Annotated in this window: 21 protein-coding genes; 9 read left to right on the top strand and 12 right to left on the bottom strand. The window is 69.0% G+C overall.

Going from position 1 to position 25,606, the window contains the following annotated elements; genetic code table 11:
* Position 1: 1 nt before the first annotated feature.
* The gene (locus D7Y04_RS11690; protein WP_121759367.1) at positions 2–1,147 is read right to left on the bottom strand and encodes a YgcG family protein; all 1,146 of its coding nucleotides are present in this window, start codon (positions 1,145–1,147) and stop codon (positions 2–4) included.
* A gap of 59 nt (positions 1,148–1,206) precedes the next feature.
* The gene (locus D7Y04_RS11685; RefSeq protein WP_121759366.1) at positions 1,207–2,337 is read right to left on the bottom strand and encodes a hypothetical protein; all 1,131 of its coding nucleotides are present in this window, start codon (positions 2,335–2,337) and stop codon (positions 1,207–1,209) included.
* 121 nt (positions 2,338–2,458) lie between these two features.
* Between D7Y04_RS11685 and D7Y04_RS11680 the strand changes: the two genes are divergently transcribed.
* Positions 2,459–3,394 carry a bestrophin family protein gene (locus D7Y04_RS11680; protein WP_120593967.1) on the top strand — a complete coding sequence of 312 codons (936 nt, stop codon included), beginning with the start codon at positions 2,459–2,461 and terminating at the stop codon, positions 3,392–3,394.
* Positions 3,395–3,490: 96 nt separating this feature from the next.
* The gene (locus D7Y04_RS11675; protein WP_121759365.1) at positions 3,491–4,231 is read left to right on the top strand and encodes an endonuclease/exonuclease/phosphatase family protein; all 741 of its coding nucleotides are present in this window, start codon (positions 3,491–3,493) and stop codon (positions 4,229–4,231) included.
* A gap of 45 nt (positions 4,232–4,276) precedes the next feature.
* On the opposite strand, the gene D7Y04_RS11670 is transcribed toward D7Y04_RS11675, so the two are convergent.
* Positions 4,277–5,923 carry an endo alpha-1,4 polygalactosaminidase gene (locus D7Y04_RS11670; protein WP_158627492.1) on the bottom strand — a complete coding sequence of 549 codons (1,647 nt, stop codon included), beginning with the start codon at positions 5,921–5,923 and terminating at the stop codon, positions 4,277–4,279.
* 141 nt (positions 5,924–6,064) lie between these two features.
* On the opposite strand from D7Y04_RS11670, the gene D7Y04_RS11665 reads away from it, so the two are divergent.
* The 4 genes from D7Y04_RS11665 to D7Y04_RS11650 all read left to right on the top strand — a co-directional run bounded on the left by D7Y04_RS11665 (position 6,065) and on the right by D7Y04_RS11650 (position 9,291).
* Positions 6,065–7,558 carry an alpha/beta fold hydrolase gene (locus tag D7Y04_RS11665; protein WP_121759363.1) on the top strand — a complete coding sequence of 498 codons (1,494 nt, stop codon included), beginning with the start codon at positions 6,065–6,067 and terminating at the stop codon, positions 7,556–7,558.
* A 73-nt stretch (positions 7,559–7,631) separates the two neighbouring features.
* Entirely contained in the window at positions 7,632–7,967 is a 336-nt protein-coding gene (locus D7Y04_RS11660) for a helix-turn-helix transcriptional regulator (protein ID WP_120593971.1), read from the top strand.
* 5 nt (positions 7,968–7,972) lie between these two features.
* A complete protein-coding gene (locus tag D7Y04_RS11655) occupies positions 7,973–8,461 on the top strand; it encodes an SRPBCC family protein (RefSeq protein ID WP_121759362.1) in 489 nt (162 codons plus the stop codon).
* 146 nt (positions 8,462–8,607) lie between these two features.
* A complete protein-coding gene (locus D7Y04_RS11650; RefSeq protein WP_121759361.1) occupies positions 8,608–9,291 on the top strand; it encodes a hypothetical protein in 684 nt (227 codons plus the stop codon).
* Positions 9,292–9,294: 3 nt separating this feature from the next.
* On the opposite strand, the gene D7Y04_RS11645 is transcribed toward D7Y04_RS11650, so the two are convergent.
* A complete protein-coding gene (locus D7Y04_RS11645; RefSeq protein ID WP_121759360.1) occupies positions 9,295–10,206 on the bottom strand; it encodes a LysR family transcriptional regulator in 912 nt (303 codons plus the stop codon).
* Between the two features lie 151 nt (positions 10,207–10,357).
* Between D7Y04_RS11645 and D7Y04_RS11640 the strand changes: the two genes are divergently transcribed.
* Positions 10,358–11,218 carry a haloalkane dehalogenase gene (locus tag D7Y04_RS11640; protein ID WP_121759359.1) on the top strand — a complete coding sequence of 287 codons (861 nt, stop codon included), beginning with the start codon at positions 10,358–10,360 and terminating at the stop codon, positions 11,216–11,218.
* Between the two features lie 23 nt (positions 11,219–11,241).
* Here the strand turns inward: D7Y04_RS11640 and D7Y04_RS11635 are convergent, their stop codons facing one another.
* Positions 11,242–13,842 (bottom strand): DEAD/DEAH box helicase, encoded by a 2,601-nt coding sequence (locus tag D7Y04_RS11635; RefSeq protein WP_233601380.1) that lies wholly within the window; start codon positions 13,840–13,842, stop codon positions 11,242–11,244.
* 855 nt (positions 13,843–14,697) lie between these two features.
* On the opposite strand from D7Y04_RS11635, the gene D7Y04_RS11630 reads away from it, so the two are divergent.
* Positions 14,698–14,898, top strand: coding sequence for a hypothetical protein (locus tag D7Y04_RS11630; protein WP_120593977.1), 201 nt, complete (start codon positions 14,698–14,700; stop codon positions 14,896–14,898).
* 49 nt (positions 14,899–14,947) lie between these two features.
* Here D7Y04_RS11630 and D7Y04_RS11625 read toward each other — a convergent pair whose 3' ends face one another.
* On the bottom strand, positions 14,948–15,484 hold the full coding sequence (locus D7Y04_RS11625; RefSeq protein WP_147454436.1) for an SHOCT domain-containing protein: 537 nt from the start codon (positions 15,482–15,484) through the stop codon (positions 14,948–14,950).
* Between the two features lie 112 nt (positions 15,485–15,596).
* Between D7Y04_RS11625 and D7Y04_RS11620 the strand changes: the two genes are divergently transcribed.
* On the top strand, positions 15,597–17,024 hold the full coding sequence (locus tag D7Y04_RS11620; protein ID WP_121759357.1) for a hypothetical protein: 1,428 nt from the start codon (positions 15,597–15,599) through the stop codon (positions 17,022–17,024).
* A 2-nt stretch (positions 17,025–17,026) separates the two neighbouring features.
* Here D7Y04_RS11620 and D7Y04_RS11615 read toward each other — a convergent pair whose 3' ends face one another.
* The 6 genes from D7Y04_RS11615 to D7Y04_RS11590 are packed head-to-tail and all read right to left on the bottom strand — an operon-like array spanning position 17,027 to position 25,605.
* The gene (locus D7Y04_RS11615; RefSeq protein WP_171806278.1) at positions 17,027–18,820 is read right to left on the bottom strand and encodes a Vps62-related protein; all 1,794 of its coding nucleotides are present in this window, start codon (positions 18,818–18,820) and stop codon (positions 17,027–17,029) included.
* 44 nt (positions 18,821–18,864) lie between these two features.
* On the bottom strand, positions 18,865–19,560 hold the full coding sequence (locus D7Y04_RS11610; protein WP_121759356.1) for a pilin: 696 nt from the start codon (positions 19,558–19,560) through the stop codon (positions 18,865–18,867).
* Complete coding sequence (locus D7Y04_RS11605) at positions 19,529–21,139, bottom strand: AMP-binding protein (protein WP_121759882.1); 1,611 nt, start codon at positions 21,137–21,139, stop codon at positions 19,529–19,531. Before D7Y04_RS11605 ends, D7Y04_RS11610 begins: the two co-directional genes overlap by 32 nt.
* A 55-nt stretch (positions 21,140–21,194) precedes the next feature.
* Positions 21,195–21,968, bottom strand: a complete 774-nt coding sequence (locus D7Y04_RS11600) for an enoyl-CoA hydratase family protein (RefSeq protein ID WP_120593981.1) — start codon at positions 21,966–21,968, stop codon at positions 21,195–21,197.
* The gene (locus D7Y04_RS11595) at positions 21,965–23,977 is read right to left on the bottom strand and encodes an acetyl-CoA carboxylase biotin carboxylase subunit (RefSeq protein WP_120593982.1); all 2,013 of its coding nucleotides are present in this window, start codon (positions 23,975–23,977) and stop codon (positions 21,965–21,967) included. The genes D7Y04_RS11600 and D7Y04_RS11595 overlap by 4 nt, the downstream gene beginning before the upstream one ends.
* An 11-nt stretch (positions 23,978–23,988) precedes the next feature.
* Entirely contained in the window at positions 23,989–25,605 is a 1,617-nt protein-coding gene (locus D7Y04_RS11590) for an acyl-CoA carboxylase subunit beta (RefSeq protein ID WP_121759355.1), read from the bottom strand.
* Position 25,606 lies beyond the last annotated feature (1 nt).

Raw genomic sequence — 25,606 nt, 5'->3', positions numbered from 1 at the left:
CCTACCAGCTTCCGCTGGAGCCTCCTCCCGACGAGCGCCCACCTCCGGACGATGAGGAGCGGGAGGAGCTCGAGGAACTCGACGACGAGGACCGCGTGCGTCGGGGCGTGCTGTGGCGCGAGGTGGAGACGTGGTCGCAGTGTCCACAACGCACGGTCACCATCACTTCGCCGCCGTGGTCGTAGGTCGCGCTCCGCAGCGTCCGCGAGGTCTGCTTGCCCGTCACGTAGCCGCACTTCTTGCAGCGCTTGAAGCGAGAGAAGAACCGGCCATAGCGCTCGACGGCCGCGTCCTCGCACGGCGCGCACCACCAGACGTCGTAGTCCACGGAGCCCAGCTTCTCCTCGTGCCGCTGGCCCGGGTCGAGGTGCGCATCATCCTCCGCCTCGCTGAGCCGCACTCGAGTGGTGCCGCACGTCCGGCACTTGCGCGGACGACGGCGGAGCCAGGCACTGCCCGCGAGCCCCGCCGCGCCGAGCACGCCCGCGGCGCCCGCGAAGAGGCCGACGTTCGGCGAAGAGGAGGACTCCTCCACCGTGATCACTTCCATGTGCGGAGTGCTCAGGAACGCCTCCCGGTCCCAGTCCGTGAGCTCGACGTCGTCACTGGCGGCGCTCGGGGCGTCGGCGACGGCGACGGGGTTGTTGAGCCGCGAGTTCTCGATGAGCTCCTTCAGGCCTTGAGCGCCCCCGCGCACGGCGTCGTTCGGGTCGCCACGCTTGAAGGCAGGCACGATCTCCTGCGCCATCACCACGTCGCTGGCCACCTGGTCGTCGGGCTCATCGACTCCATCTCCAAGGATGATCTCCGCCTTGCGGTCCGCGTACGCGATGAAGAGCAGCGCGCCGTCGTCCCTCCCGGGATGACCGATGCCCCAGCGGTTGAAGAGCTCCATCGCGAATTCACGCGAGCGTTGGGGCGACGTGGTGTCCACCATCACCACCATGAGCTGGCCCAGCCCGCGGTCGTTGAGCGAGCGGGCCATCTCGTCGACCTCCGCCCGTACCTCGGGCCTGAGGACGTGCGACGGAGTGAGGTCCACCGTCCAGGAGCCCACGGCGGGCCGGGGCACCCTTTCCACCGTGACGCCCAGGGCCGGAGTGCCGAGGGCGCAGAACAGGACCACGAAGCACAGCCATGCACGCATGGCGCCGAATGTAACAGATGGCGCCATGCCTCGAAGATGCGCTGGCTGCACGGCGGCCGTCACTCGATGGTGGAGTTCGTCACCCGGATGGGCGTGTCCGAGTGGTTCGAGATCTGCGGATAGGTCACGTACCAGGAGCCGCCCTTGTTGTTCTGGATGACCGAACGGTCGATGCGGATGTCGCCCGAGTGGTCATTGGTCACGAAGAAGATGGCGCTGCCGTGCGCATTGACCTCGTTGTGTTCGATTCGCGTGCCACAGAGCGACAGCGTCATCGTGTTGCCGTCGTTGTAGATGGCCCCGCCGCTGCCACCGCCGGGCGTGCCCGGCTGCGCGGGATTGGCGCCGTTTCCGATGGCCCGGTTGTGGGAGAAGAGGCTGTTGATGAGGGTCCACGACACGCCAATGCTGCTGATGCCGCCGCCGTTGGAGCCGACCCCGCCGTAGCCCTCCTTGCCGCCGAAGGTCGTGTTCACCACGTAGACAGTCCGGTCGTCGTACTGGTCGAACACCCGCAGCGCGGCGCCTCCGACGTCCGGGCCGGTGTCCGCGCACAGGTTGTTGAAGAAGCGGGAGTTGAGGACCTTCACCCGCCCACCGCGCACCCAGACCGCGCCGCCGCCGTCGTACTCCTTCTCACTCTTGGAGCTGGCGTCCACGAAGGTGAGGTTCTGGAGCGTCAGCCGCGGGTGGTCCTGGTCCTGGCAGTGAGAGGTCGTCCACACCTGGGCCTGGTCGCAGGTGTTCATGTAGAGGATGCGGTGCTTGCCCGCGCCACTGAGCGTCACCAGCCCCTTGCCGTCGATGACGATCTCCGGCCCCTTGTCGTTGAAGACCTTCGCCGTCCGGTCCAGCGTGATGACGACAGGCTCCGGGCCGCAGTCGAAGGTGATGACCCCACCCTTCGCCACGGCATTGACGAAGGCATCCGAGGTACAGCTCGCCGGCGTCCCCGTCCCGACGACAGTGGTGGGCCGGGACACATCCGCGAGCCCCGCCTCGGCCGGCACGGTGCACGTCGCCTCGGCGTTCGGGTTGCCGGCCGGGGGACCGTCCTTCGGGTTGGTCAGTGGGTTGGGGACGTCCACGCCCTCATCGTCCGAGCAGCCAGTGGCGCACACCAGCGCGACCCCCACGGTCAGGGAGCGCAACGTGGACATGGGGAACCGGTGAAGTCTCTTCGGGTGCATTCAGCCTCCAGGAGGGAGGCAGTCTAGGGCGGCAATGCACCCGGGATGAACAAGGGTCATTCGCGGCGTCACAGCGCGGACCGCTTGCGACAGCCGGGGATTTGGGGCACGAGACGCGCCTGTGATCGTTCGTCCTCGCCCTGGCTTCTTCAAGCTCCTGTTCGTCGTGCGCGGCACCATCCTCCCGCGCGTCCTGCCTCACGTGTTGGGGGTCGCGGCGCTCGCCACGTTGGTCGTCCTGACGCTCAAGCAGGGCTACATCCGGCTTCCCATCACCTCGCCCGCGCCGCTGTCGCTGCTCGGCATCGCGCTCTCCATCTTCCTCGGCTTCCGCAACAACGCTTGCTACGACCGGTGGTGGGAGGGACGGAAGCAGTGGGGCGCGCTCATCATCGAGGTGCGCGCCTTCACCCACGCGACCATCGCGCTGCTGGACGACGGACGCGCCGAACTGCCCGACGTGGGACGGCATGCGGCACGGAGGCTGGTGCACCGCACCATCGCCTTCCCCTACGCGCTCGCCGCGCACCTCCGCTCGCAAGACGCCGGTGAGGCCATTGGCCGCCACCTCGAGGAGCCCGAGCGTTCGCGCGTCCTGGGCAGCGGCAACCGCCCGAATGCCCTCCTGCGCGAGCACCAGCTGGAGCTGGCCCGCCTGCTCCGTGAGGGCCGGCTCACCGACATCACCTGGGCCGCCTTGAACGAACGGGTGCACTCCATGATGAGCATCTTCACCGCCTGCGAGCGCATCCGCCTCACGCCCCTGCCCTTCGCCTACACGGTGCTCCTGCACCGCACGGCCTACCTCTTCTGTCTGCTGCTGCCCTTCGGCCTCGCCGAGTCGATGGGTTGGTTCGCGCCGGTGCTCACGGCCATGATCGCCTACACGTTCTTCGGCCTGGACCTCCTGAGCGAGGAGCTGGAGGAGCCCTTCGGAGAAGCTCCCAACGATCTGCCCCTGCTCGCGATGTCCCGCACGGCGGAGATCAACATGCTGGAGTCGCTGGGAGAGCCTCAGCCGGAGCCGCTGCGCCCCAAGGACTTCGTCCTCGGCTGACGGAAACATTCTTCACGGTATTTTCAGCGAATACTGCTTTAGCTAGCTTCCCACGGAAGCGCCAGGAATGACCCTGGCGCGCATTCCGAGGGAACCATGCTCAAGCTCTTGTCGTCGGCCGTCCTCAGCCTGCTGCTGTCGCTGGGGCTCGTGCCCGCTCCATCCGAGGAGCCAGCACCGGCGGCGCTCGCCGCCGCGACGACCACGGTCGCGACGCACAACACGTGGCACGGGCAGGCGAACACGAGGCCGCTCGCGGACATCATCGGCTGGCAGGAGGTGGACACCGCGGAGGGCCACTCCAAGCTCGATGCGATGGATGCCTACGCCCACTTCCGGCCCGGTGACGGCCGGCTGGACGCGCGCAATTCCATCGCCATCTCCTGGCGCAAGAACAAGTTCGAGAAGACGGGCGACGGCTCCCGCCTCACGCACGGCGGTGAGGCCGACGTGACGCCGTCGCGCTTCGTGAACTGGGTCGTGCTGAAGAACCTCGCGACCGGCGCGAAGCTGGCGTTCATCAACACCCACTACATCTCCGGCGCCTGGAACGGCGAGCACCCGGAACGTCAGGACCGCTGGCGGACGCACAACACCGTGGTGCGCGAGGTCGTCGCGGAGCTGCGCGGCCGGGGGCTGCCTGTCGTCCTGGTGGGAGACTTCAACCGCGCGCTGTCGCAGGACATCCCCGGGATGAACCACCTGAACACCGCGGGCGTCAGCGGCGTGCCCATTGATCAGATCTACGTCAGCGTGGGCATCGGCACCGGTCCCGCCGAGCGCCTGGAGAAGTACGGCTCCGACCACTTCGCCTACACCGCGACCGTCTCGTACTGAGTGCAGGAAGGGCCGGGGCCCGATGACCGCCCCGGCCCGCCCGCGCTACCAGCAGGTGAACTGGAGGTTGTCGTAACGGACCGACGCGGTGCTGAAGACCAGGGTGCGCATGTCCCCCTGGGCGAAGCCGCTCTCACCGCAGGCACAGGTCGCGCCGGTGCCCGTGCACGACGTCCAGTTGGTGATGTCCCCGCTCGAGTCCTTGCGGTACTCGGCGTTGAAGACCGCCTTGTTCTTGTTCGTGAACCAGGTCTTGTACGCGCCGCACTCGTTGAACCGCTGGCACTCCTCGTTGATGGCGAAGTCGAAGGAGTCCGCGAGCGCGGGAACCTGGTCCACGTCGTTCTTGAGCGCGATGCCCAGGCACAGGGAGTGGGCGGTGGTGGCCAGCCAGCGGTTGTAGTCGAGCTGGTTCGCCGCCGTCAGGCCCCAGCAGGCCTGGTCGGTGCAGTTGATTTCATCGTCGTGCGAATAGCCGTCGATGTTGTCCGGCTCCACCGCGTCGCAGCCCTTGTTCTTCGCCAGCTGCATGCGCGACGTCATCACCGTCCGCACTCCCTGCTTGCGGTGATCCAGCCACCACTCACAGCCGCCGCCGGCCGTGCACCAGTCGCCCATGATGTGCACGGACTGCGCGCAGTTCTCCCCGGGGGTGCAGTACGTGTCCTGCGGGAACTGGTTCGCGTCCTCCCGCCAGTCCTCATAGGAGCCCGCGCTGAAGTAGCAGACCACCTTCTTGCCGGCGGTCTTGTACTCCTGGATCTTCGCGGTGCTCGTATTGAAGAGGTCCACGACGTAGACCTGGGCGTTGAGGTTGGTGGGAATGGCGTTGTGCTCCAGGTCCCACATCCACGTGGTGCCCTTGGGGAAGGCCGCCACCGTGCAGGAGGAAGCCTCACCACAGACGTTCGGAGTGCCACCACCGCCGCACGTCTGCGGGCTCTGGCAGGCGCCACAGCTCGCGACCGTGCGGGCCTGGCCACAGTTGTCGGTGCCGCTCACCTGACCGCAGCTCGCGCCCTGCCGCGCGCAGAAGGCCGCGTCCGTTTCCGCGGTGCACGTCGTGGAGATGTCCCACGCCACCTGGAGCCGGAGGCTGTCCAGCTGCGCCGCGTCCGTCCCCGCGCCCTTGATGATGCGCGCGCGAATCTCCCCGGTGCTCGACACGAAGTTCGACGCGACCTCGGTGGTGGGGAGCGCGAGCGTCAGGGCCGGCGTCCACACCCAGTCACCGCGCCCCTGCGAGTTGGCGATGCTGACCCAGCTGGAGGTGGAGAACTTGTACAGCTGCCACTGGTAGTATGACGCGGCGACGCCGGGCCCCTGGAACTTCGTCAGCAGGCTGAGCTGGGTGACCTGGGCCGGGGTGGGCGCGGCCTGGGTGAGGCTGGAGAGATTGAAGGACAGAGAGCCCGTGTAGCTGGGGCTGAACTCGATGTACTGCGCATAGCAGTCCGCGTACGCGCCCACCGTGCAGTTCGCGCTGTTCGTCTTGAGCACGGCCATGCCGCCGCTCTTGCCCGACGCGTCCGTGTTCGCCTGCGTGCTCGCGGAGGCGAAGTCGATGACCTCCGAGCCCGGCAACGCTTGCTGTTGAGCCTCCGGCTCCCGCACGTCGTCCGCCTCCAATGGCATGCATCCCGCGCTCAGCAAGGCCAGACACGGCGACAGCCAGGCAATCCATTTCAGCATCGTTCCTCCAGGGTGGGGGGCGCGGCTATCACATGGTGAGCGATCGGGTGCAATGCCAGAGCGCCCTGCCCTTGCTCGACTGTCAGGCTGGATTGATGGGCGGAAAGCCGGGAACATGCACGGCCCGGGAGGCGCCCACCCTTGCGTTTCAGACTGCCGCGAATTTTCGCCCTCGTTCTCCTCACCACCCCCGCGCATGCCGCAAGCACGGATTCTCACCGTGCGGGCGAAATCGTCTGGGAAAACGGCACCACGAAGACAGCCGAAGGAGCGCCGGTCCAGTACGAGCTGGGCACGCTGTTCGTCCCGGAGAACCGGGCGGTCTCGAACAGCCGCCTCATCGGTGTCGGGTTCGCTCGGGTCAAGGCGGCGCGGCCCACCGGGGCGCCTCCCATCTTCATCCTTCCGGGCGGCCCCGCACGCAGCTACCTCAACGCCTTCACGGACGAGGACGCCGCCGCGAAGAAGCAGCTGGCCGGCGTGTTTCCCTTCACCGCCGCCGGGGACGTGGTCGTCATGGACCAGCGCGGCTATTCCAAGCGCGGGGAGGAATTGCTGGTGGCCCGTCCGCACCAGCCCCTGGACCGGCCACGAACCCTGGCGGCGGATGCGTCGGAGATGGTGAAGCTGGCCCGGGACGCGATGGCCGCCCATCCCGGCAAGGACCTGGCAGGCTACACCCTCGTCCAGTGCGCCGAGGACGTGAACGACCTGCGCCGGGCGCTGGGGTACGCGCAGATCACCCTCTCCGGACAGAGCTTCGGCTCGCAGTGGAGCTTCGCCGTGATGAAGCTCCACCCGGAGATCGTGGCACGGGCCTGGCTCTCCGGTGTGGAGCCGCTCGACAACGCCTTCGACATGCCGTCGCACGTCTTCGCGGTGCTGCAGCGGATTGCCTGGGATGCGGACCGGGCCCCGGAGCTCGCACCGTGGCTGCCGCGGGGCGGCGTCATGCAGGCGCTGCGCGCCGTTCACGCACGTCTGGCGAGTGGGCCCACCCGCGTGAAGGTGAAGGATGCGGCGGGCAAGCCTCGGACCGTGGTGCTGGGCCTGGAGGACTTCCGGGCCGCGTTGCTGCGCCCACCGGAGGACTGGCCCGCCTTCGTGCTCTCCCTCTATCACCGCCACTACGACGACTGGGCGCGGGAGGTCCTCCAGGAACGCCAGGGCGACGACTCACCGGTCCGCATCCTCGCCCCGTTGATCGACAGCAGCCTGGGCGTCTCCGCCGAGCGTGGGCACCTGCTTCGAACCGACTCTGGAACGGACCTGTTGGGCATGACGGACTTCGATGCGCTCATCGCCTCCGCGGACGCGTGGCCCACTCCGGAAGTGGATGCGACGCTGCGGCTCCCTGCTCCCAACCCCACCCCCGTGCTCTTCTTCCATGGGGACTGGGACACCTCCACGCCCATCGACAACACGCTGGGCCTGTTGCCGTACTTTCCCAATGGCCGGGCGCTCCTGGTCCACCGGGGCGTGCACCACACGCGCGCCCCCGTCTTCGAACAGCACCCCGAAATCCTTCCGAAGGTCATCGCGTTCCTGAAGACAGGGGACACGCGGGACCTCCCCGTCAACGTGTCGCTGCCCGTGCCCACGTTCCAGAAGCCACCGTTTCCCCCAGTTCCGTAAGGGCGCCACCGCGCCCTGGCCCGGCGAATTACTTAGCCCTTGCGCTAAGTATCTCAAGGCATTACTTAGCCTCGTGGAAAAGCATCCAGAACAACTGAACGGCATCTTCCAGGCGCTCGCGGACCCGACCCGTCGGGCTGTGCTGTCGCGTCTGGGAAAGGGCCCCGCCAGCATCAGTGACCTGGCGAAGCCCTTCGACATGGCCCTGCCGTCCTTCATGAAGCACATCCACTTCCTGGAGGACAGCGGGCTCATCCGCACGCACAAGGAAGGGCGTGTGCGGACGTGCGCGCTGGAGAAGAAGCCCTTCGCCGCCGTGGAGTCGTGGCTGTCCGCGCAGCGCGCCCTCTGGGAGGCCCGCACGGACCGGCTGGAACAGTTCGTCACCGCCGCATCACCCAAGGAGTGAATCGAATGTCCCCTGCCCTGAATCCCGAGCTCGACCTGAGCATCTCGCGCATCATCAAGGCGCCGCGCGCTGTCGTCTGGAAGGCCTGGACGGACCCTGCCAGCTTCGAGCAGTGGTGGGTGCCCGCGCCGTCGCGGTGCAAGGTGTTGGAGATGGACCTGCGGCCCGGCGGCGCGCTGGTGACGCACTTCAGCGAGACAGCCACCAGCGACTTCGGGCCGCACCTCAGCGCGTGCTTCCTCGCCGTCGACACGCTCGAGCGCATCGTGTTCACGAACGTGATGGTCGCTGGCTGGCGGCCCGCGGACGTGTCTGGCATGCCGCTCATGACCGCCATCATCACGCTGAAGGATCATCCGCAGGGCACCGACTACAGCGCCCACGTGATGCACAAGAACAGCGCGGACAGAAACATGCACCATGACCTGGGCTTCCACGAAGGCTGGGGCACCGTCACGGCGCAGCTCGCGGCGATCGCCGAACGGCACGTGTGACACCTGTGTCCGGCATCAGCGGGCGCGAGCTCTGACAACCTTGTCGTGCGCGGGCGCGAAGGCACTCTGAGCGGGCCTCATCCACGCGGGTGGAACGACCCTTGCTCCAGCAAGGGTCCGTCCCCACTCGCAGCAGGAGGCATGCGTTGAACAAGGCGATGCTGATTCCGGTGCTCCTTCTCCTCACCGCGACCCAGGCCCAGGCCGTGGAGCCGCCGGAGCCGCGGTCCTCCGTGGGAGAGCGGCCCGCGCACGCGCTCTGGATCTCGCCGCTGGTGACGGGTTCCCTCCTGCTGACGGGGCCACTCGTGGGCGGCACGCTCCACGTGGCGCTCCCTCTCGGCACGAACCTCCAGCTGTCGGACCAGACCGACCTGGTCATTGAAGTCACGCCCCGGTACGCGCGCCGCCGCTGCACGGATAACATCGGTAACTGCGGCACGGGCCGGGCGCTCACGGTCTCCACGGGCGTGGCCTGGACGCCGTGGCCCCGAGCACGGGGCGACGGCTTCTTCCTCCAGCCCAAGCTGAGCGGCATGGTGAGCAACGAGAAGGACCGGCCCGACGCCGACAAGGGTGAGCCCGCCAATCGGAGCACGACGGGAGGCCAGCTCACCCTGGGCCTGGACCTGGGCTACCGGAAGACGTTCGCACGCACGAACTTCTATCTCGCCGCGGTGTTCGGCGCGGCCGTGGGCTACAGCTGGAACCAGCAGCGCAAGGAGCTGGACCTCGGCGGCCAGTACAGCCTGCCGTGGGGTGATACGCGCAGGAACGGGCGCATCGTGGACATCAACATGGACATCCTGCGGGTGGGCTTCAGCTTCTGATGCTCACGCGTCCAGGACCGCACGCCGGACCAACTGGCGGAAGTACCGCGCCGCCGGGTCCGCATGCGTGCGGTCGTGCCAGCACAGGGCCATCTTGACGGTGTGCGCGGGGACCGGCGCGTTGACGCAGCGAACGCCCAGGCGCGCTCCCTGCGCCGCGACGAGTGACTCCGGCAACGTCGCGACGAGGTCCGTCGCGGCCACGATCGCCGCCGCCGTCAGGAACGAGGGCACCGTCATGGCGACCTCGCGGCGGATGCCCGCGCGTGCGTACGCGGCGCCAACGAGGTCCCGGAAGCCCTTGCCCGGGACCATCTCCACGCCCACGTGACGGAGCGAGCCGAGCGCACGCGCGGACAGACGCTTCGTGAGTCCAGGGTGATCATCGCGGGCCACGAGGACGGTGCGTTCGTCCAGCAGCGGTTCGACGTGCAGGCCCGCGCCCCGTCCGGCGAGGCCAATGTGCAGGTCGACCTGCGACGAGGTCAGGTCCCCGAGCGCCACGAGCGAAGCGATGCCGACCACGGAGAGGCGCGCGTTCGGCATCTCTCCAGCCATCCGGGCGGCGATTCGCGGTCCCCATGTGACCTGCCCCGCATCGGCGACGGCGAGCGTGAAGGTGCGCGCGCAGCGGACCGGCTCGAAGGGGGCCTCTTGCAGCCCGGACTCCAGTTCGCGCAGGCCTCGGGCGATGGCGGGAGCCAGCGCGAGCGCGCGGGGAGTGGGGACGATGCCACGGCCCTTGCGCGTGACCAGCGGGTCGCCCAACACGGACCTGAGGCGCGCCAGACTGTTGCTGATGGCGGAGGGAGTGACGTGGAGCCGCTCGGCCGCGCGCACCACGCTGCGCTCGGTGAGGACGGTGTGGAGCACCAGGAGGAGGTTGAGGTCGAGGGCGGCGATCGAAATGCTCACGGTTGGTGAGCCTAGACCTCACGAACCATCACTACCAGGGAGGTGTCCCCTTCCCCATCATGGGTGCATGCACAGACTGCTCGGCTGTCTCGTCGCGGGCGTGCTCATCGCATGCCACACCTCTCCGCCGCTTCCTTCCCGGAGCACGCCCATGCCCATGGTTCATCAGGTCCAGGTCCTGGATTCGTTCATCTCCTACCGCGAGGCCGGGACGGGCTCGCCCATCGTGTTCCTTCACGGCAACCCCACGTCCTCACACGTGTGGCGAAACGTCATTCCGCCGCTCGCCGGCCGGGGCCGTTGCCTCGCGCCCGACCTCATCGGCATGGGGGATTCGGGCAAGCCGGACATCCCGTACCGGTTCGAGAACCACGCAAGGTACCTCGATGCGTGGTTCGACGCGCTCGGTCTGCGGGACGTCGTGCTCGTCGGCTACGACTGGGGCGGTGTGCTGGCCCTGGATTGGGCGCGGCGGCATCCGGACCGCGTGCGGGGCGTGGCCGTGTTCGAGACGTTCCTCCGCCCCATGCACTGGAGCGACTGGCCTCCCCAGGGCGAGCAACTGTTCCGCGCCCTGCGCACCCCAGGGGTCGGTGAGCAGCTCGTGCTCGAACAGAATGCGTTCCTCGAGAAGTCCTTCGCGAATGGGGTCCAGCGTGGCCTCGCGGAGGGGGATCGGGCCGTCTACCAGGCCCCCTATCCAGACGCGGCTTCGCGACGCCCGGTGCTGCAGTGGCCTCGGGAGATTCCAATCGATGGTGAGCCCGCCGACGTCGCCGCGGTCATCGAACGCTATGACGCGTGGCTCGCGCAGCCGTCCGTGAAGCCGGTGCTCCTGCTGACGTTCGGCGACACGGGGCTCAACGCTCCGAGCATCATCGAGTGGGCGCGAGCCAATCTCCGGTCCCTCGAAATCGTCCCACTCCGTCGCGCTGGGCACCATGCGCCGGAAGACGCGCCGGAGGACATCGTGCGCGCCCTCCAGGCCTGGATGGACCGCTCCGCGTGGTGAGCGACCCGGGCCCGTGCACCAGGTCAGCGCCTCCGCCTGCCGCCTCCCCGCCTTCCTCCGTACGTTGAGCCCTTGCCATGATGAGGGCCCCGGTTGCCCCCACGCTCCGGGTCCTGCACCTGGGGCCGACGCTCCCGCGTGGCCTCGGCGATTTCGTCCGGCATCCAGGGTCGGTCGAGCAGTTCCTGGAGCTCCAGGAGCGAGCGGGCCTGGAGCACACCCCGCCGGCCACGGGCCACGCTGAAGCGCTGGGAGCGGTCGAGCACCGGCAGTTCCTCTTCCACCAGGGTGCGGGCGAGCTTCTCCGGCAGGTGCAGCCGCACCACGCCCCGCAGGGCTCCGTCCGACAGCTGCTCCACGTCGTACTCCAGCGGCACCGCCTGCTCGCGGACCTCCACGGTGTCCGGGAGCGCCAGGAGTGCCCGGCGCGTCGCGGGCGGCACGAGCGCGTCCAGGTCCAGCCGCAGCGGGCGCTCCCGGAAGTCATCGAGCGTGTCCACGCCATCGAGCTGCGCCTCGTAGAGCGCGGTGAGCTCCGGGAACCCAAGCGGCGCGGTCACTCCTCCCGAGCGCCGCCACAGCTCGCGCACCTCGGCGATGGCGACCCGGTGCCGGTCCACCGCGGGATGCGGCGCCTCGCCCCGCGCCAGGGCCTCCGCGAGCGCGTGCCGGGCCGCCGTGGCCAGCTCCGGCCCCCAGGCGCGCAGCACGTCCACTTCCTGCTCCAGCGTGAAGCCGAAGTAGTCCAGCCGCTTGACGAGCACGACCGAGCGGAAGCGCACGTCATACACGGGCGCCACCGCGTGACGTTGGGCGTAGCGGCGCAGCAGCGACTGGGGCAGCTGGGTGCCTTCGATGGCGCCCTGTGACTCGCCGTTGCGGTCGGCGAAGTAGCGCAGCGTGCCCGCCACCGCGCCCAGGTTGCCGCACACGCTCGTCTTCGACACGCGGGTGAGCTCACCCCAGGCCGTGCGCTCGTCGATGACCAGGTCGAAGGGCATGAAGCGCGCGAGCAGGTCGCAGAAGCGATGGTGGATGCTGGTGCTCGCGAACGGCATGCGCGCGGGCAGCGCCAGTCCCACGCTCCGGTACACGCTCGCCATCGCGAGCGCCGCGTCCTCCAGGGCCTTCACCAACACGCCTCGCCCCTCCGCCCACGCCGTGAGCTTCTCCGGGTCGAAGACGTGGCGCGGCAGCCCCTGCACCTCTCCCACCGTGCCCGCCACGCGGAAGGCCTCGGCGTACAGGTTGTACGCGGTCAGGTGGTCACTGCCCTGCACGAGCACCTCTTCCAGATTCCGCTCCTCGCGCGTCATCCGGTGCAGGGACTCCACCGCGCTGCACACCGCGAGGAACGGCAGCAGCGCGTCCTCCGCGTTGACGATGAGCTCCGCCCACGGACGCTCCACGGGCAGGGCCTCCACCGCCCGGCCGTAGGCGGACAACCGTCCGTCCGCGTCCACGATGCCGCGCGCCTCCAGCTTCGCGAGCGCCCTCCGATAGGCGGCGCGATCCAGCGGCACGGGCAGGTCCAGCTCATCCGCCCGCACGCCCAGCGCCGCCGCGGTGAGCGCCACCCGCTCCGGCTCGCCCGCGAGCTGGAACTCAGGCTCGGTGGGCCGCAGCGAGGCGAAGTGGATCAGCCGGTCGCTGAGGATGAAGACGCGCCCGCCCGCCACGCGCCCGTGCACGCGCCCCGCCATCTGCAGCAGCTCGTTGTTGCCCAGGTGCACGCGGGTGAGGACATTGCGGCCGCCCTCCACCACGTTCGTGAAGCGCAGGTCGTCGATGACGACGGTGTCGAGCCCCGGCACGTTGAGCGCGCTCTGCCCCGCCGCCGTCATCGTGAGCACGAAGGGCCGGGGCGCCGTGCCCTCCAGGAAGGGGCGGATGGCGCGCAGCGGCTCGCCGCCGTGGTAGTGCGCCGCGTGGACATCGGCTGAGCGGGCACGCACGTGGGCCGCCGCCTCCTCCACTCCAGCGCGCGTGGCCAGGAACACGCCCACGCCGCGCCCCTGCCGCTGCACGTCCTGGAGGAAGGCGTCGTCGAGGAAGGACAGCGGCTTGCGGCGCTCGACCTCCACCTGGGCCGCCTTGCCCGGGTCGAAGGTGGACACCTGGAGCACGTCCGCGCTGTCCAGGTAGCGCGCGTAGAAGGCCGGGTCCACCGTGGCGGACAGCCAGATGAAGCGGCAGCCCACGCGCTTGCCCAGGGCCAGGCACAGCTCCAGCTCCGCGGAGGTCTGGTGGATCTCATCCACGATGAGCGTGTCCTCACGCCGGATGGCGCCGCCCTGGAACCAGCGCCGCGCGATGCCGGTGGTGACGATGACCACGTCCGCGAGCGGCGTCTCCGCGCTGGCCTCCCGCTCGCGGTTGACCACCGCCACCCGAAGGGGCCGCCGGCCCGTGAGCTCCTCCGCGATGGGGCGGATGGCGAGCGTCTTGCCCGTGCCGGTGCCCGCGACGATGCCGAACCCCTGCCCGCTCCGAGCCAGCGCGAGGAGGCGCTCGCCGTGGTGCTCTTCCAGGTACGTGCGAAGCTCCAGCCCGAGCGCCAGCTCGATGGTCTCGCACGCGGCGCGCGTGGGCGCGATGACCACCACCCGCCCGCGAGGGAGCATCGTGGAGGAGGAAGCGTCAGCGTGAGGTGGCAGGTAACGGTCGGTGGGCGTGCGCACGAAGGCCAGTGATACGCACGGGAGGTGTCCCGGGGAAGCGTTAGATGCGTCCGGGACCGGTCAGAACGAGGCAGGCAGCCGCGCAAGCCAGGGCTTCAGGCATCACACGGGCGCCTGGCCCCATGGCAATGCCCTCAACCCACATGAGAGCCGAGGACGCGAATCGCGCGTCCCCGGCGCGTCAGGGTCAGCGGCTCATGTCGCCTCCGCCCGAGCCCGAGCCACCAGTGCTCGACCCACTCCCATCGGGGCCACAATCACCCGAGCCGCCAGTGCTTGAGCCACTGCTCGTATCACCCCCGCCAGAGGTACCGCTGGTGGTGGAGCTGCCACCCGTGCTGGAACCACCCGTCCCCTGGTTCGTCCCTGCACCTGATCCGCCAACGTCGCCAGTGCCCGTCTCGGATCCCTCCGGTTCCTTGGAGGTTCCGATGTTCGTCCGGCCTCCGACTCCTGGCTCCATCGTTCCGGAGCCACCCGTGCCGAACCCCTCGCTTTTCGTGGTCTTGCACCCCGCGCCAACGAGCAGCGCCGACACGAGCGTTCCCAGCAGTACCGCCTTGAATGCCTTCATTGCATGCACCTCCCTCACCGGCCCCGGGGGAAGGTCGAGAAACAGCTCCTCGGGAACCACTGACCTTGGGGATGGGTGTGAGGTCGGGAAGGCACACCTCGGATGAGACGAGGAGGCTTCGTCGAAGGGGCGTAGGCACCGGCTCCCGGCCCGTGGTGTCGAGCCTCGTCCAATCGAGGACTCGAATCTAGAATGGACGGGCCGTTCAACCCGGGAGGTCATACATGCGCAAGGGAATCGCGAAGTTCGTGTTCATGATGGGCGTCGTGGCTGGTGGCGCCGTCGGGGCGCTGATGCCCACCAACTCCGAGGCCATTGGCCTCTGCTCCAACATCTGCATGAACGAAGACTGCTCGTGCTTCCGCCAGTGTGGCGGCGTGGGCGGTGGGCAGTGCGTGTGTTCGGCCGAAACCATCTGCCAGTAGGCCGCAGCGGATGAACCGCGGCCGGGCCTCCGTCGTGGGCCCGGCTGTTTCAGAGCCGGTCGAGGATCTCCGCCCTCTTCCGCGCGTACTCCTCCTCCGAGACCAGGCCCGCGTCAGCCATCCGCTGGAGGTCGGCCAGGGCCTTCACGGGGTCTGCGTGCGCCGCCTGGCCGGTCGCCAGTGCGTCCATGCCCTGGCGGAGGAACCGGCCCAGGTCCTGCGCGACGACCGGCCCCAGGACGACGACGCCCTGAGGGTCCTTCGGGTCGACCTTGACGTTGAGCCGCAGCCCCACGTCCATCACCCGGACGTTCCAGTCGTGCCACCGGCTGCTCAACGACACCTGATACGGCGCCTGGCCGGGCATCCGCACCTCGAGCAGGAAGTCGTAGACCTGCCGGCGGTTGATGTACATCCGCGTGGCCCTGCACTCCAGCACCGTGGCCTCGCCCGGCAGCCCGTGGTGGCGGGTCTGCTCCTTCTTCCATGCCCGGTGGATCAGGCGCACGACGAACGCGCCTCCGCCGAGGAAGACCAGTGCCCAGCTCACCGCAACCACCGCCATCACCCCATCTTCCTCGCGCATCACACCCACCTCGAAGAGACACCGCGCAAAGCCCGGAACGAACGCTTCGCCCTGTTACCGAAACAACTTCTCGCGCGGCATCCAGCCGGGCACCTGGGTAGCATGCGCGGCCATGAGCCTCTCCCAGAATGAATTCGTCTCCCGCGCGGAGGCCGTGCGCGCCCGGCTCGAAGGCGCCGTCCTCCAAGCGCTCTCTCATCACGGTGAGCCTTCGGTCTCCGACCTCGCGGATGTCTTTCGGAAGGACGCGCAGCGGTCTCCGTCCCAGGTCGCGGAGGCGCTGTGTCCCGGCCCCCTGTCGCCCATCGGCTTCGCGGCCCTGGTGATGCGCGAGCTGCTGGCGCCCGAGGACGCGGTGCTCGAAGGGACCCTCTCCGAGGCCCGGGTCATCACGGGCAACGCGCGAGCCGCCGGATTGCTGCGTGTCACCGCGCCCCTCGTCGTCCTCGGGGACCTGGAGGTGGCGGGCGTGCTGGAGGACTGCGGACCGGATTCGACGGTCGTGGTCGTGGGCCGTTGCACGGCATGGGGGCTCCAGACGTCGGGGAACTTCCTGGTGCTCGGCGACCTCGTGGTCCGGGACGCCATCCAGGGCATCTACAACGACGACAGCCTCGTCGTGGCGGGTGACCTCACCACGCGCTTCCTCGACGAGAACGATCACGACGTCACCTGCTACGGCGAGACCCACACCGAGCAGTACCTGGCGAACGGCCGCCCCGGCGAGGAGGCCGCCTCGCTCGCGTCCACCTTCCTGCGCCCCGAGCTGTGGAACCTCGATCTGGGGGAGATCCACCACAACGCCTTGTTCAAGCGCATCCACGAGGGCGAGCCCGTCTTCACGGACACGCTCCAGCCCCAGCAGGTCCGCGAGCCGGATGAACCCACCGCCGAGGAGCTCGAAGGCCTGGACGTCGCAGGCATCGCGGCCCAGGCGTCGAAGAACGCGCGCGCGAGGGACGTCGTCTACGCCCAGCGCAAGACAGGCGAGGTGTGGCTGATGCGTCCAAGCAGCCTGCCCCTGCACATCTTCGACGGGAAGGAGTTCCTCGGACAGGGGACGCCTCCGGAACTCGACGTGAAGCAGCGGGCCTCGGAGCGCGTCACCTTCTGGCGCAGGCGGGGCGACCTCTTCATCGAGATCGAACGCTTCGGCGCCGTCGTGCAGTTCCACGCGGGACTCAACAACGGGTCGATGCGCACGTTCCGCTTCGCCTTCGAGACCTCCGACGCCGCCGCACAGGAGGTGCGACGGCTGGAGGCCCGCTACGAAGGAGACTTCCTGCGCGTCACGACCGTGGTTCCCGGCCGGGGCCCGCTCGAACGGGAGTTCGCGAAGTACGGCGGGCCGAAGAACGAATACACGTCCGCCATCGTGGACGGCACCACGCTGGTCACCCGCGACGACGAGCGCCTGGACTTCGAGGACGAGGCCGCCGCCCTGAGCGCCCTCGAGGATTGGATAGCCGAGAAGCGCCAGGCGGGGTTCGACCTGAAGATCCTGGAGTGGAAGCCCTTCGGCCTCCTGGGCAGACGCTAGGACTACTCCAGGGTCATGTAGTCCGGCTGGTACACCGACCGGTTTCGCAGCGGCGACGGGCCACCGCTGTTCACGCAGTAGCCGGTCGGGTTGTCGCAGCCGGCTTCGGGGTTGCCCCAGTACGCCGTGAGGTTCATCCAGGCGAGCGACCCCGTGTACGTCCCCGCCGGCTGCCATGGAATGATCACCACGTTGTTCCAGGTGTCCCACGCGAGCCCCGCGCCGGTGTCGTCCGCCAGGAAGTCGCCGTTGAAGATGGTTTCGTAGATGTGCCGCGCGGCGTCCGGATAGAGCCCATGCGAGCCATTGGCCGAGAACACCTCCGGATGCCAGCCGGTGAGGAACACGGCCTTGTCGCCGAAGGTGAAGGTCTGCCCGTTCGCGTGCTGGCTCAGGTAGACCTGCGCGGGGCGCCCGTCGATGAAGCGCACGGTGAGGTGCTCCCAGTCCCCCACGTGGTTGCCGAAGGTGGAGTAGCCGCCCACGCAGCCCCAGGGCGAATACCAGCCAATGCACACGCGCTTGCCATTGTTGTAGGGATAGAAATTCCAATACAGCACGTCCGTCACGTTCGTCGGCAGACCGCCCTGGGTGCGAGGAATCACCTGCGCGTAGACGGGCACTGGCGTCTGGTTGGGGCGCTGGCCGTCCAGGAACTGCGGATCCGTGCAGGAGTCACAGCCCAGCGCCTGGTTCGTCACCAGGTGGCCGTTCTCCTCGTGGACGTTGGCCAGGTGGAACTGCGTGGAGGACGGGAAGTAGGCCTCGTCCGGATGCAGCCATACGCGCGGCGCGAACGCCGCCACCGTCTGCGCGTCCACGGACAGGCCCCGCAGCTCCGCGTTGGACGTGGCGCTCTTGTTGAGGACCCAGTAGCGGTTGCCTCCCGTGTCGCCGTGGCTGGGGCGGGAGACGAAGGTGGACGCGGGCAGGCCTCGGTGGTCGCGCACCACCGCCTGCCACACGCCGATGTCGTCGTCCGCGCCGGAGCCCCTGTCGTCCCACACCCAGGCAGGATTCGCGGGCAGCACGTACTCGCTCCGCACGCAGCGGATGAGGTCCGTGGAGGGCTTGGAGTAGCCCAGCACCGCGACGTGGCCCAGGCAGGTGTAGCCCGCGGGCGCGACCGGCTCCCAGAAGGAGACGTCGTGCGTTCCACCGGAGCCGGAGTCATCCCAGATCCAGTTGTAGTTGGACGGACGCGCGAGCAGGTCCCCCTCCCCGCGAACCACGAACGTCGTCGCGGGCGCCTGTCCCCGGTTCGGCATGGCCACGTCGCCCAAAGAGAAGAAGCCCGGCGTCTGGGAGAGGTCCGGGCGCCAGACGGCGATGTCGTTCGTCGCGCCGGTGCCGTGATCGTCGTAGACCCAGCTGAAGCGGCTCGTGGGCCGGACCTCCAGCGCCTTGGGATGGCGCAGCACCCCGGAGTCCGACGCCAGGGTGAACTCGGCGCTCTGGCCCGACAGCGCGGTCGCGGCGACCAGCTGGTAGCTGCCCGGAGCCAGCGTGACGACCAGGCGCGAGTTCGTGCCGCCACCGCCGTTGTTGTCCTGCGCGAGGATGGTGCCGTTCGCATCCAGCAGGTACAGCCAGGCATCCGCGGACGACGTCAGCGTGAACGTCACCGGGTTGCTGGACGTCTGTGAATCCAGCAGGAACACCCGGTTGCCCGGACTGGAGGGGCTCTGCCCTCCCGAGCCCTGCCAGAAGCCGTAGACGGTGTTCGCGTGGGCTGCGTTCGCCAAGAGCGAAGACGTGGCGAACGCGACGAGGGATAGGAATCGCCGGAGGTCCATGGATACCTGGGGAAGGAGGGAACCCAGGACCCTACTCCGGACTGCTATTCCCTGACGTCGTTCACGTGGTTGTACGGGGTTCCCAGCTCGATGGTTTCGCCGTTGGCGGCCGTGCGCTTGACGGTGGAGATGCTCCACACGTCCAGCGTGTCATCGTTGTCCACGTTGCCCACGCACGCGGCCGTCACGACGCAGTCGGGACAGGTCCCCTCCACGCCGGGCTTCACGCCCGCCCGGGCCAGGGCCGCCTGGATTTCAGCCGGAGCGATCGCGGGGAAGGCCGCCCCCACGGGGATGACTTCCTCCGGCATCCGCAGCAGATAGGCATAGCGATTGCGCGGTCCCGGCTCGATGCCCATCGCATCGAGGCTGACCAGGGGCTGCTCGTCCACCATGCTCACCCTCGCCGCGGTGAAGACCGCCTTCAGGTTGACCTTGCACTCCGCCTGCTTCGAGCGCGCCTGGAACTTGATGAAGTTGGGGATGGTGATGGCGGCCACGATGCCAATGATGAAGGGCCCCAGCCCCGCCACGATGAGGGCCGCGATGGCGAGCCCCCTGCGCCCGGCATGCTCCGGCGTGCCTGTCTTCACCATCGCCAGGATGGCCAGCACGAGGCCCACGGGCCACAGGAAGACCACGCACAGGCTCGTGATGGCGAAGCCCAGCGCGACACCAGGCAGGAGGGTCTTCTTCGGCGCGGCGGACTCAGGGGGTCTGTGGGTCGTCACGCCCCGCATCGTAATGCCGGGCGTACTGCTGACGGAGCACGAACTTCTGGGCCTTGCCCGTGCTGGTCTGCGGCATGACCGGGAGCAGGACGATGGCCTTGGGCACTTCAAACCCACCCAGGTGCTGGCGACAGTGGGCGTTGATCTCCGCCTCCGTCGCGGCGGCGCCGGGCTTGAGCACGACGAAGCCCGTCACCGCCTCCGCCCAACGTGAGTGCGGAAGGCCCACCACCGCGACCTGAAGCACGGAGGGGTGACGCAGGAGGACCTCCTCGACCTTGATGGACGGGACGTTCTCTCCGCCCGTCTTGATCATGTCCTTCTTGCGGTCCACGAAGAGGAGCTGACCGTCGGCGTCGAACATGCCCAGGTCGCCGGTGTGGTGCCAACCGAAGGCGCTCGCCCGCACGGTCGCCTCCGGGTCCTTGTAGTAGCCGAGCATCACGTTGGGCCCACGGTGGACGATCTCCCCCACCTCGCCGCGCCCGAGCAGCCGGCCCTCGTCGTCCATGATGGCCGTCTCGTTCGTCACGACCGAGTCGCCCCAGTACGAGCCGAACCGCTTGAGCTGCTGCTCCGGCTTGAACATGCTCGTCGCCGGGTACATCTCCGTCTGCCCCGACGCGAGCGCGAAGCCGCCCGGGCAGAAGTGCTCGATGAGCTCCACGAGCATCGTGCGCGCCATGGGCGCCATCACGTAGAGGCACAGGCGCAGGCTGGACAGCTTCGTGGCCGGACGCGCCGGGTGCGCCAGCATCGCGCCGTACATCACCGGCAGGCCCAGCAGGAACGTGATGCCGCGCCGTTCGATGGTCGCGAGCATCGCGCCCGGGTCGAAGGCCCGCCGCACGACGACGGTCGCCCCTGCCAGCAGGAACGTCATCACGATGGCGTGCTGCGCGCAGTGGAACATCGGGAGCACGCAGATGGTGGAGTCCGACGGGCGCATGCCCAACTCGAACAGGTTCCCGCTCAGCGCCGCCTGCACCGACGCATGCGAATGCATGACGCCCTTCTGCTGTCCGGTGGTGCCGCTGGTGTACATGATCTGCGCGAGCTGGCCGCTCTGGATGTCCACCTCCGGCAGCGTGCCGTGCTGCCCCTTCAGCGTGTCCAGGAACGCGACCGAGTCCCCGCCCGGCGCCGCCTGCCCTTCCGGCACGCAGACGATGACGCGGGTGCCCAGCGAATCGAGCATCGCCCGCAGCCCGGGCTTCGCGAGGAACTCGGCGTCGACGACGGCGTGCGTCGCCTCGGCGTGCTCGACGATGTACTGGACGGCCTCCACGGAGAGGCCGGTGTTGATGGGCACCCAGACGAGCCCTGACTTGTAGATGCCCACGAACGCGGTGAGCATCTGCGCGGAATTGCCGCAGAGCATCGCGACGCGCGCGCCCTGGGGCAGGCCCTGTGCGAGCAGGTAGTGCGCGAACGCGTTCGAGCGCCGGTCGAGCTCCGCGTAGGAGAACTCGAGGTCCCCGTCGACGAGTGCCGTCCGCTCCGGCCAGCGCAACGCCGACCGGTGGACGATGTCCCCCAGCGAGACGCGGCTGATGCGCGGGGCCTGAGGTGCCTGGATCGCGGACATCGTGTGCTCCATTCCGCCCGTTCGGGCGTCGGGTCGAACCGGGTGCTCCCGCAGCCTATTTCGGAGCGGCCCACGCGGGAGGCCGGCGCTCCAGGAAGGCGAGCATCCCCTCCTGGGCCTCCTCGGAGGCGAACAGCCGACCGGAGAGCGCGACCATCTCCGCGCCCCCGGCATCGATGCGCGCGCGCAGGCCGGCGGACACCAGTTGCTTGGTCTCGCGCAGGCCCTGCGGAGACGACACCCGGAAGGTCTCCAGGATCTGTTCGACCGCGCCATCCAGTGACGCGTCCGGCACTGCGGTGGTGACGAGCCCGATGCGCGCGGCCTCGGCCGCGTCGAAGGCCTCACCGGTGAGGAAGTAGCGGCTCGCCGCCCGGCTGGTCAGGTGCGGCAGGGTGGTGAGGGAGATGACCGCGGGCGTCACGCCAATGCGCGCCTCGGTGAAGGCGAACTTCACGGACTCCGCGACGACCGCCACGTCACACGCGCCCACGATGCCGATGCCGCCCGCCCTCACCTGCCCCGCCACCTTCGCGACGACAGGCTGGGGCAGCGTCACGATGGTGCGCAGCACGTCGAGCAGCACGCCCGGCGCCTTCGCGGCGCCTCCGTCCGCCATCTCCGAGAGGTCCGCCCCCGCGCAGAACGCGGGACCGGTGGCCGCGAGGACGACCGCGCGCACGCTCGAGTCGGCGCCCACGGCGTTCAGCCGCTCCAGCAGCTGCGTGACGAGCGCACGCGACAGCGCGTTGCGGTTGCGCGGCGAATCGAGCGTCAGGGTCGCGACGCCACGAGAGACTTCGTACCGGACGAGCGGTGCTTCACTCATGCTGCCTCCTTCGCTGCGGGAGAGACGACCGCGACGACATGCCGTGCCGGCACCTGAGCTCCGACGGTGACGTTCACCGCCGTGACCACGCCATCCGTGGGCGCGATGAGGGACGACTCCATCTTCATCGCTTCGAGCACCACCAGCACGTCGCCCTTCTTCACGGTGGCGCCAACCTCCGCGCTCACCCGGATGATGCGGCCATCCATGGGCGCGCGCAGGCGGCCGTCGCTGGCGCGCTCGCGTTCGGAGGGCAGCCGGAAGGAGACGTCGCGCAGCTGGCGTGTGATGCCGTCCAGCGAGCACCACAGAGTGCCACCCGCCCGGCGGTAACGGACCGCGCGACGGCGCCCCGACACTTCCACCTCCGCGCGTTCGGCACCGAGGCCGCGCAGGGAGAGCAAGAACAAGGTGTCGCCGACACGAACCTCGTAGGACTCCGGAGCAACGGGGCGCACCGAGGCGCGGAACTCCGAAACACCGTCATGCAGGCTGACCGGCACCGGCAAGGCATAGGAGCTGCTCCAGCCCGTGAGCGTCGCGTCGAAGCCGCCCTTCCGGACGAGCGCCTGCGCATCGTCGTGGAAGAGCAAGGCGGCCAGGATGGCCTGGTCCTCCAGGGAAGCCTTCCCGAGCTCTTGCAGCCTCTCCGGCGGAGTGTGCGCGCCGACGAAGCCCGTGTCGTACCGGCCGGAGCGGAACGCCTCGTGCCCGAGGACGTGCTGGATGAACGCACTGTTCGTCGTGACGCCGAACACCGTCAGCTCGCGCAGCGCCGCGGCCAGTCGCTCACGCGCCGTCTCGCGGTCCGGTCCGTACGCGATGAGCTTCGCCTGCATGGAGTCATAGAACGGCGTGATGTCCTGCCCCTCGCGCACGCCATGATCCACACGGACGCCCTCCCCCGCCGGTGGCTCCCATGCGAGGAGCCGGCCCGTCTGAGGGAGGAAGCCCTTGGACGGGTCCTCCGCGCACAGGCGCGCCTCGATGGCATGTCCGCGCCAGGTGATCTCCGGCTGCGTCAGCGGGAGCGGCTCGCCGTCCGCGACACGCAGCTGCCACTCGACCAGGTCGAGCCCGGTGATGAGCTCCGTCACCGGGTGCTCCACCTGGAGGCGCGTGTTCATCTCCATGAAGAAGAAGTCGCCGTTCGGAGCCAGGAGGAATTCGATGGTCCCCGCGCCGCGATACCCGATGGCGCGGATGGCCTGCACCGCCACGAACCCCATGCGCTCGCGCAGCTCGGACGTGACGGCTGGAGACGGGCTCTCTTCAATCACCTTCTGGTGCCGGCGCTGCACGGAGCAGTCGCGCTCGCCCAGATGCACCGCGTTGCCATGCGCGTCCGCGAAGACCTGCACCTCCACGTGACGAGCGCCTTCAATGGCCCGCTCCAGGATGAGTTCGCCGCTGCCAAACGCGTTCGTCGCCTCCGAGCGCGCCGAGCGGATGGCGTCGAGCAGCGCGCCCGGCTCGCGGACGAGCCGCATGCCACGCCCGCCACCGCCCGCCGCCGCCTTCACCATGATGGGGAACCCGACGCGCTGACCCTCGCGAACCAGGGCCTCGTCTTCGAGTGACTCGCCAGGGCGTGCCGCCTCATAGCCGGGGATGCAGGGCACGTCCGCGGCTTGCATGCGCAGCTTCGCCTGACGCTTGTTCCCCATCAGCTCGATGGCTTCCGCGGGCGGCCCGACGAACACGAAGCCGGCCTCCGAGCACGCGCGCGCGAAGTCCTCGTTCTCCGACAGGAAGCCGTACCCGGGATGGATGGCATCCGCGCCGGACGCCTTCGCGGCGGCGAGGACCCGCTCGATGGAGAGATAGGACTCCCTCGCGGGGGGAGGCCCCAGGTGCATGGCCTCGTCGGCGAGCCGCACGTGAGGGGCATCGCGGTCCGCGTCGGAGAAGACCGCGACCGTGCGCAGTCCGAGGCGGCGACACGTGCGCAGGACGCGCACGGCGATCTCACCCCGGTTCGCCACCAGCACCTTGTGGATGCGTTTCATGATTCCCCTCGCTACAGCCGGGCGACGCCGAAGGAGTTGGGCGACAGCGTGCGGCGCGAAGCCTCGTCGCACGTGGACAGGATGAACCCGAGCACCCGCCGCGTGTCCCGGGGGTCGATGACACCGTCGTCGAACAGCCGCGCGCTGCATTGGAAGGCATCCGACTCGCGGTCGAACTGCTCGATGAGCGGCTTCGCCATCCCGTCCAGGAACTCCTGGTCAGGCGGCAGTCCCGCGCGCCGGGCCTTCTCCGTGGCGACGATGGTGAGCACCTTCGCCGCCTGCTCACCGCCCATCACAGCCGTGCGCGCGTTGGGCCAGGCGAAGATGAAGCGAGGGTGGAACGCGCGGCCGCACATGCCGTAGTTGCCCGCGCCGAAGGCACCGCCCAGCAGGAGCGTCATCTGAGGCACGGTCGCGTTGGCCACGGCCTGAAGCATCTTCGCGCCGTGCTTCACGATGCCGCCCTGCTCCGACTGCGTGCCCACCATGTAGCCCGTGGTGTTCTGCAGGTAGATGATGGGCGTGCGCGCCTGGCAGCAGAGCTGGATGAACTGGCCCGCCTTCGTCGCGCCCTTCGCGGTGATGGGCCCGTTGTTGCCAATGAGGCCCACCGCCCGGCCCTCGATGCGCGCCCAGCCGCAGACGGTGAGCGCGTCGTAGTCGTCCTTGAACGGCGAGAAGTCCGAACCATCCACGAGCCGCGCAATCACCTCGCGGCAGTCGTAGGGCTTGCGGTGGTCCATGGGCACGACACCGCACAGCTCCTCCACCGCGTAGCGGGGCGGCTCGAAGGCGGGACGCGCGGACGCCGGCAGGGCGTCATTCCATCCGAGCGACGCGACAATCTCCCGCGCGATGCGGATGCCATCGGCGTCGTCCTCGGCGAGGTGGTCGGAGGTGCCGGCCACGGTGGTGTGCATCTCCGCGCCGCCGAGGTCCTCGTCCGTGGCGACCTCGCCCGTGGCCGCGAGGAGCAGCGGCGGTCCGGCGAGGAACACCTTCGCCTTGCCGCGCACCATGACGACGTGGTCGGACAGGCCCGGGATGTACGCGCCGCCCGCCGTGCTCGAACCGTGGACGACGGTCAGCTGGGGGATGCCGGCCGCGGACAGCTTCGCCTGGTTGTAGAAGGTCTCCCCGCCCGGGATGAAAATCTCCTGCTGGTAGAGCAGGTTCGCCCCGCCGCTCTCCACGAGCGACACCACGGGCAGCCGGTTCTGCAGGGCAATCTCCTGCGCACGCAGCGCCTTCTGGACACCCCAGGGCGTCGCCGTGCCGCCCTTCACGGCGGAGTTGCTCACGAACACCAGGCAGCGCACTCCGGACACGAAGCCGATGCCGATGATGGTGTTCCCACCGGCCAGCGAGCCGTCGCTGTCGTCGTGGTGCTTGTAGCCACAGAGCGTGGAGAGCTCCAGGAAGGGCGAGCCCCGGTCGAGCAGCAGCGCCAGGCGCTCACGCGGGAGCAGCTGTCCACGCTGCTTGAACTTGTCCCGGGCCAGCTGCTCGGTGTCGCGCGACTTCTGCTCGATGGCGCGCAGCTCCGCGACGCGGGCGAGCATCTCCTGGCGCTGCGTGGTGAAGGTGGCGGAGGCCGGTTCGACCTGGGAGACGAGCGTGGGCACG

It is taken from the genome of Corallococcus sp. AB038B (assembly GCF_003668955.1).
In the GTDB taxonomy this organism is placed as follows: Bacteria; Myxococcota; Myxococcia; order Myxococcales; family Myxococcaceae; genus Corallococcus; species Corallococcus exiguus.
Note: the sequence above shows the minus strand (reverse complement) of the source record. Positions and strands in the feature narration are given on the sequence as shown.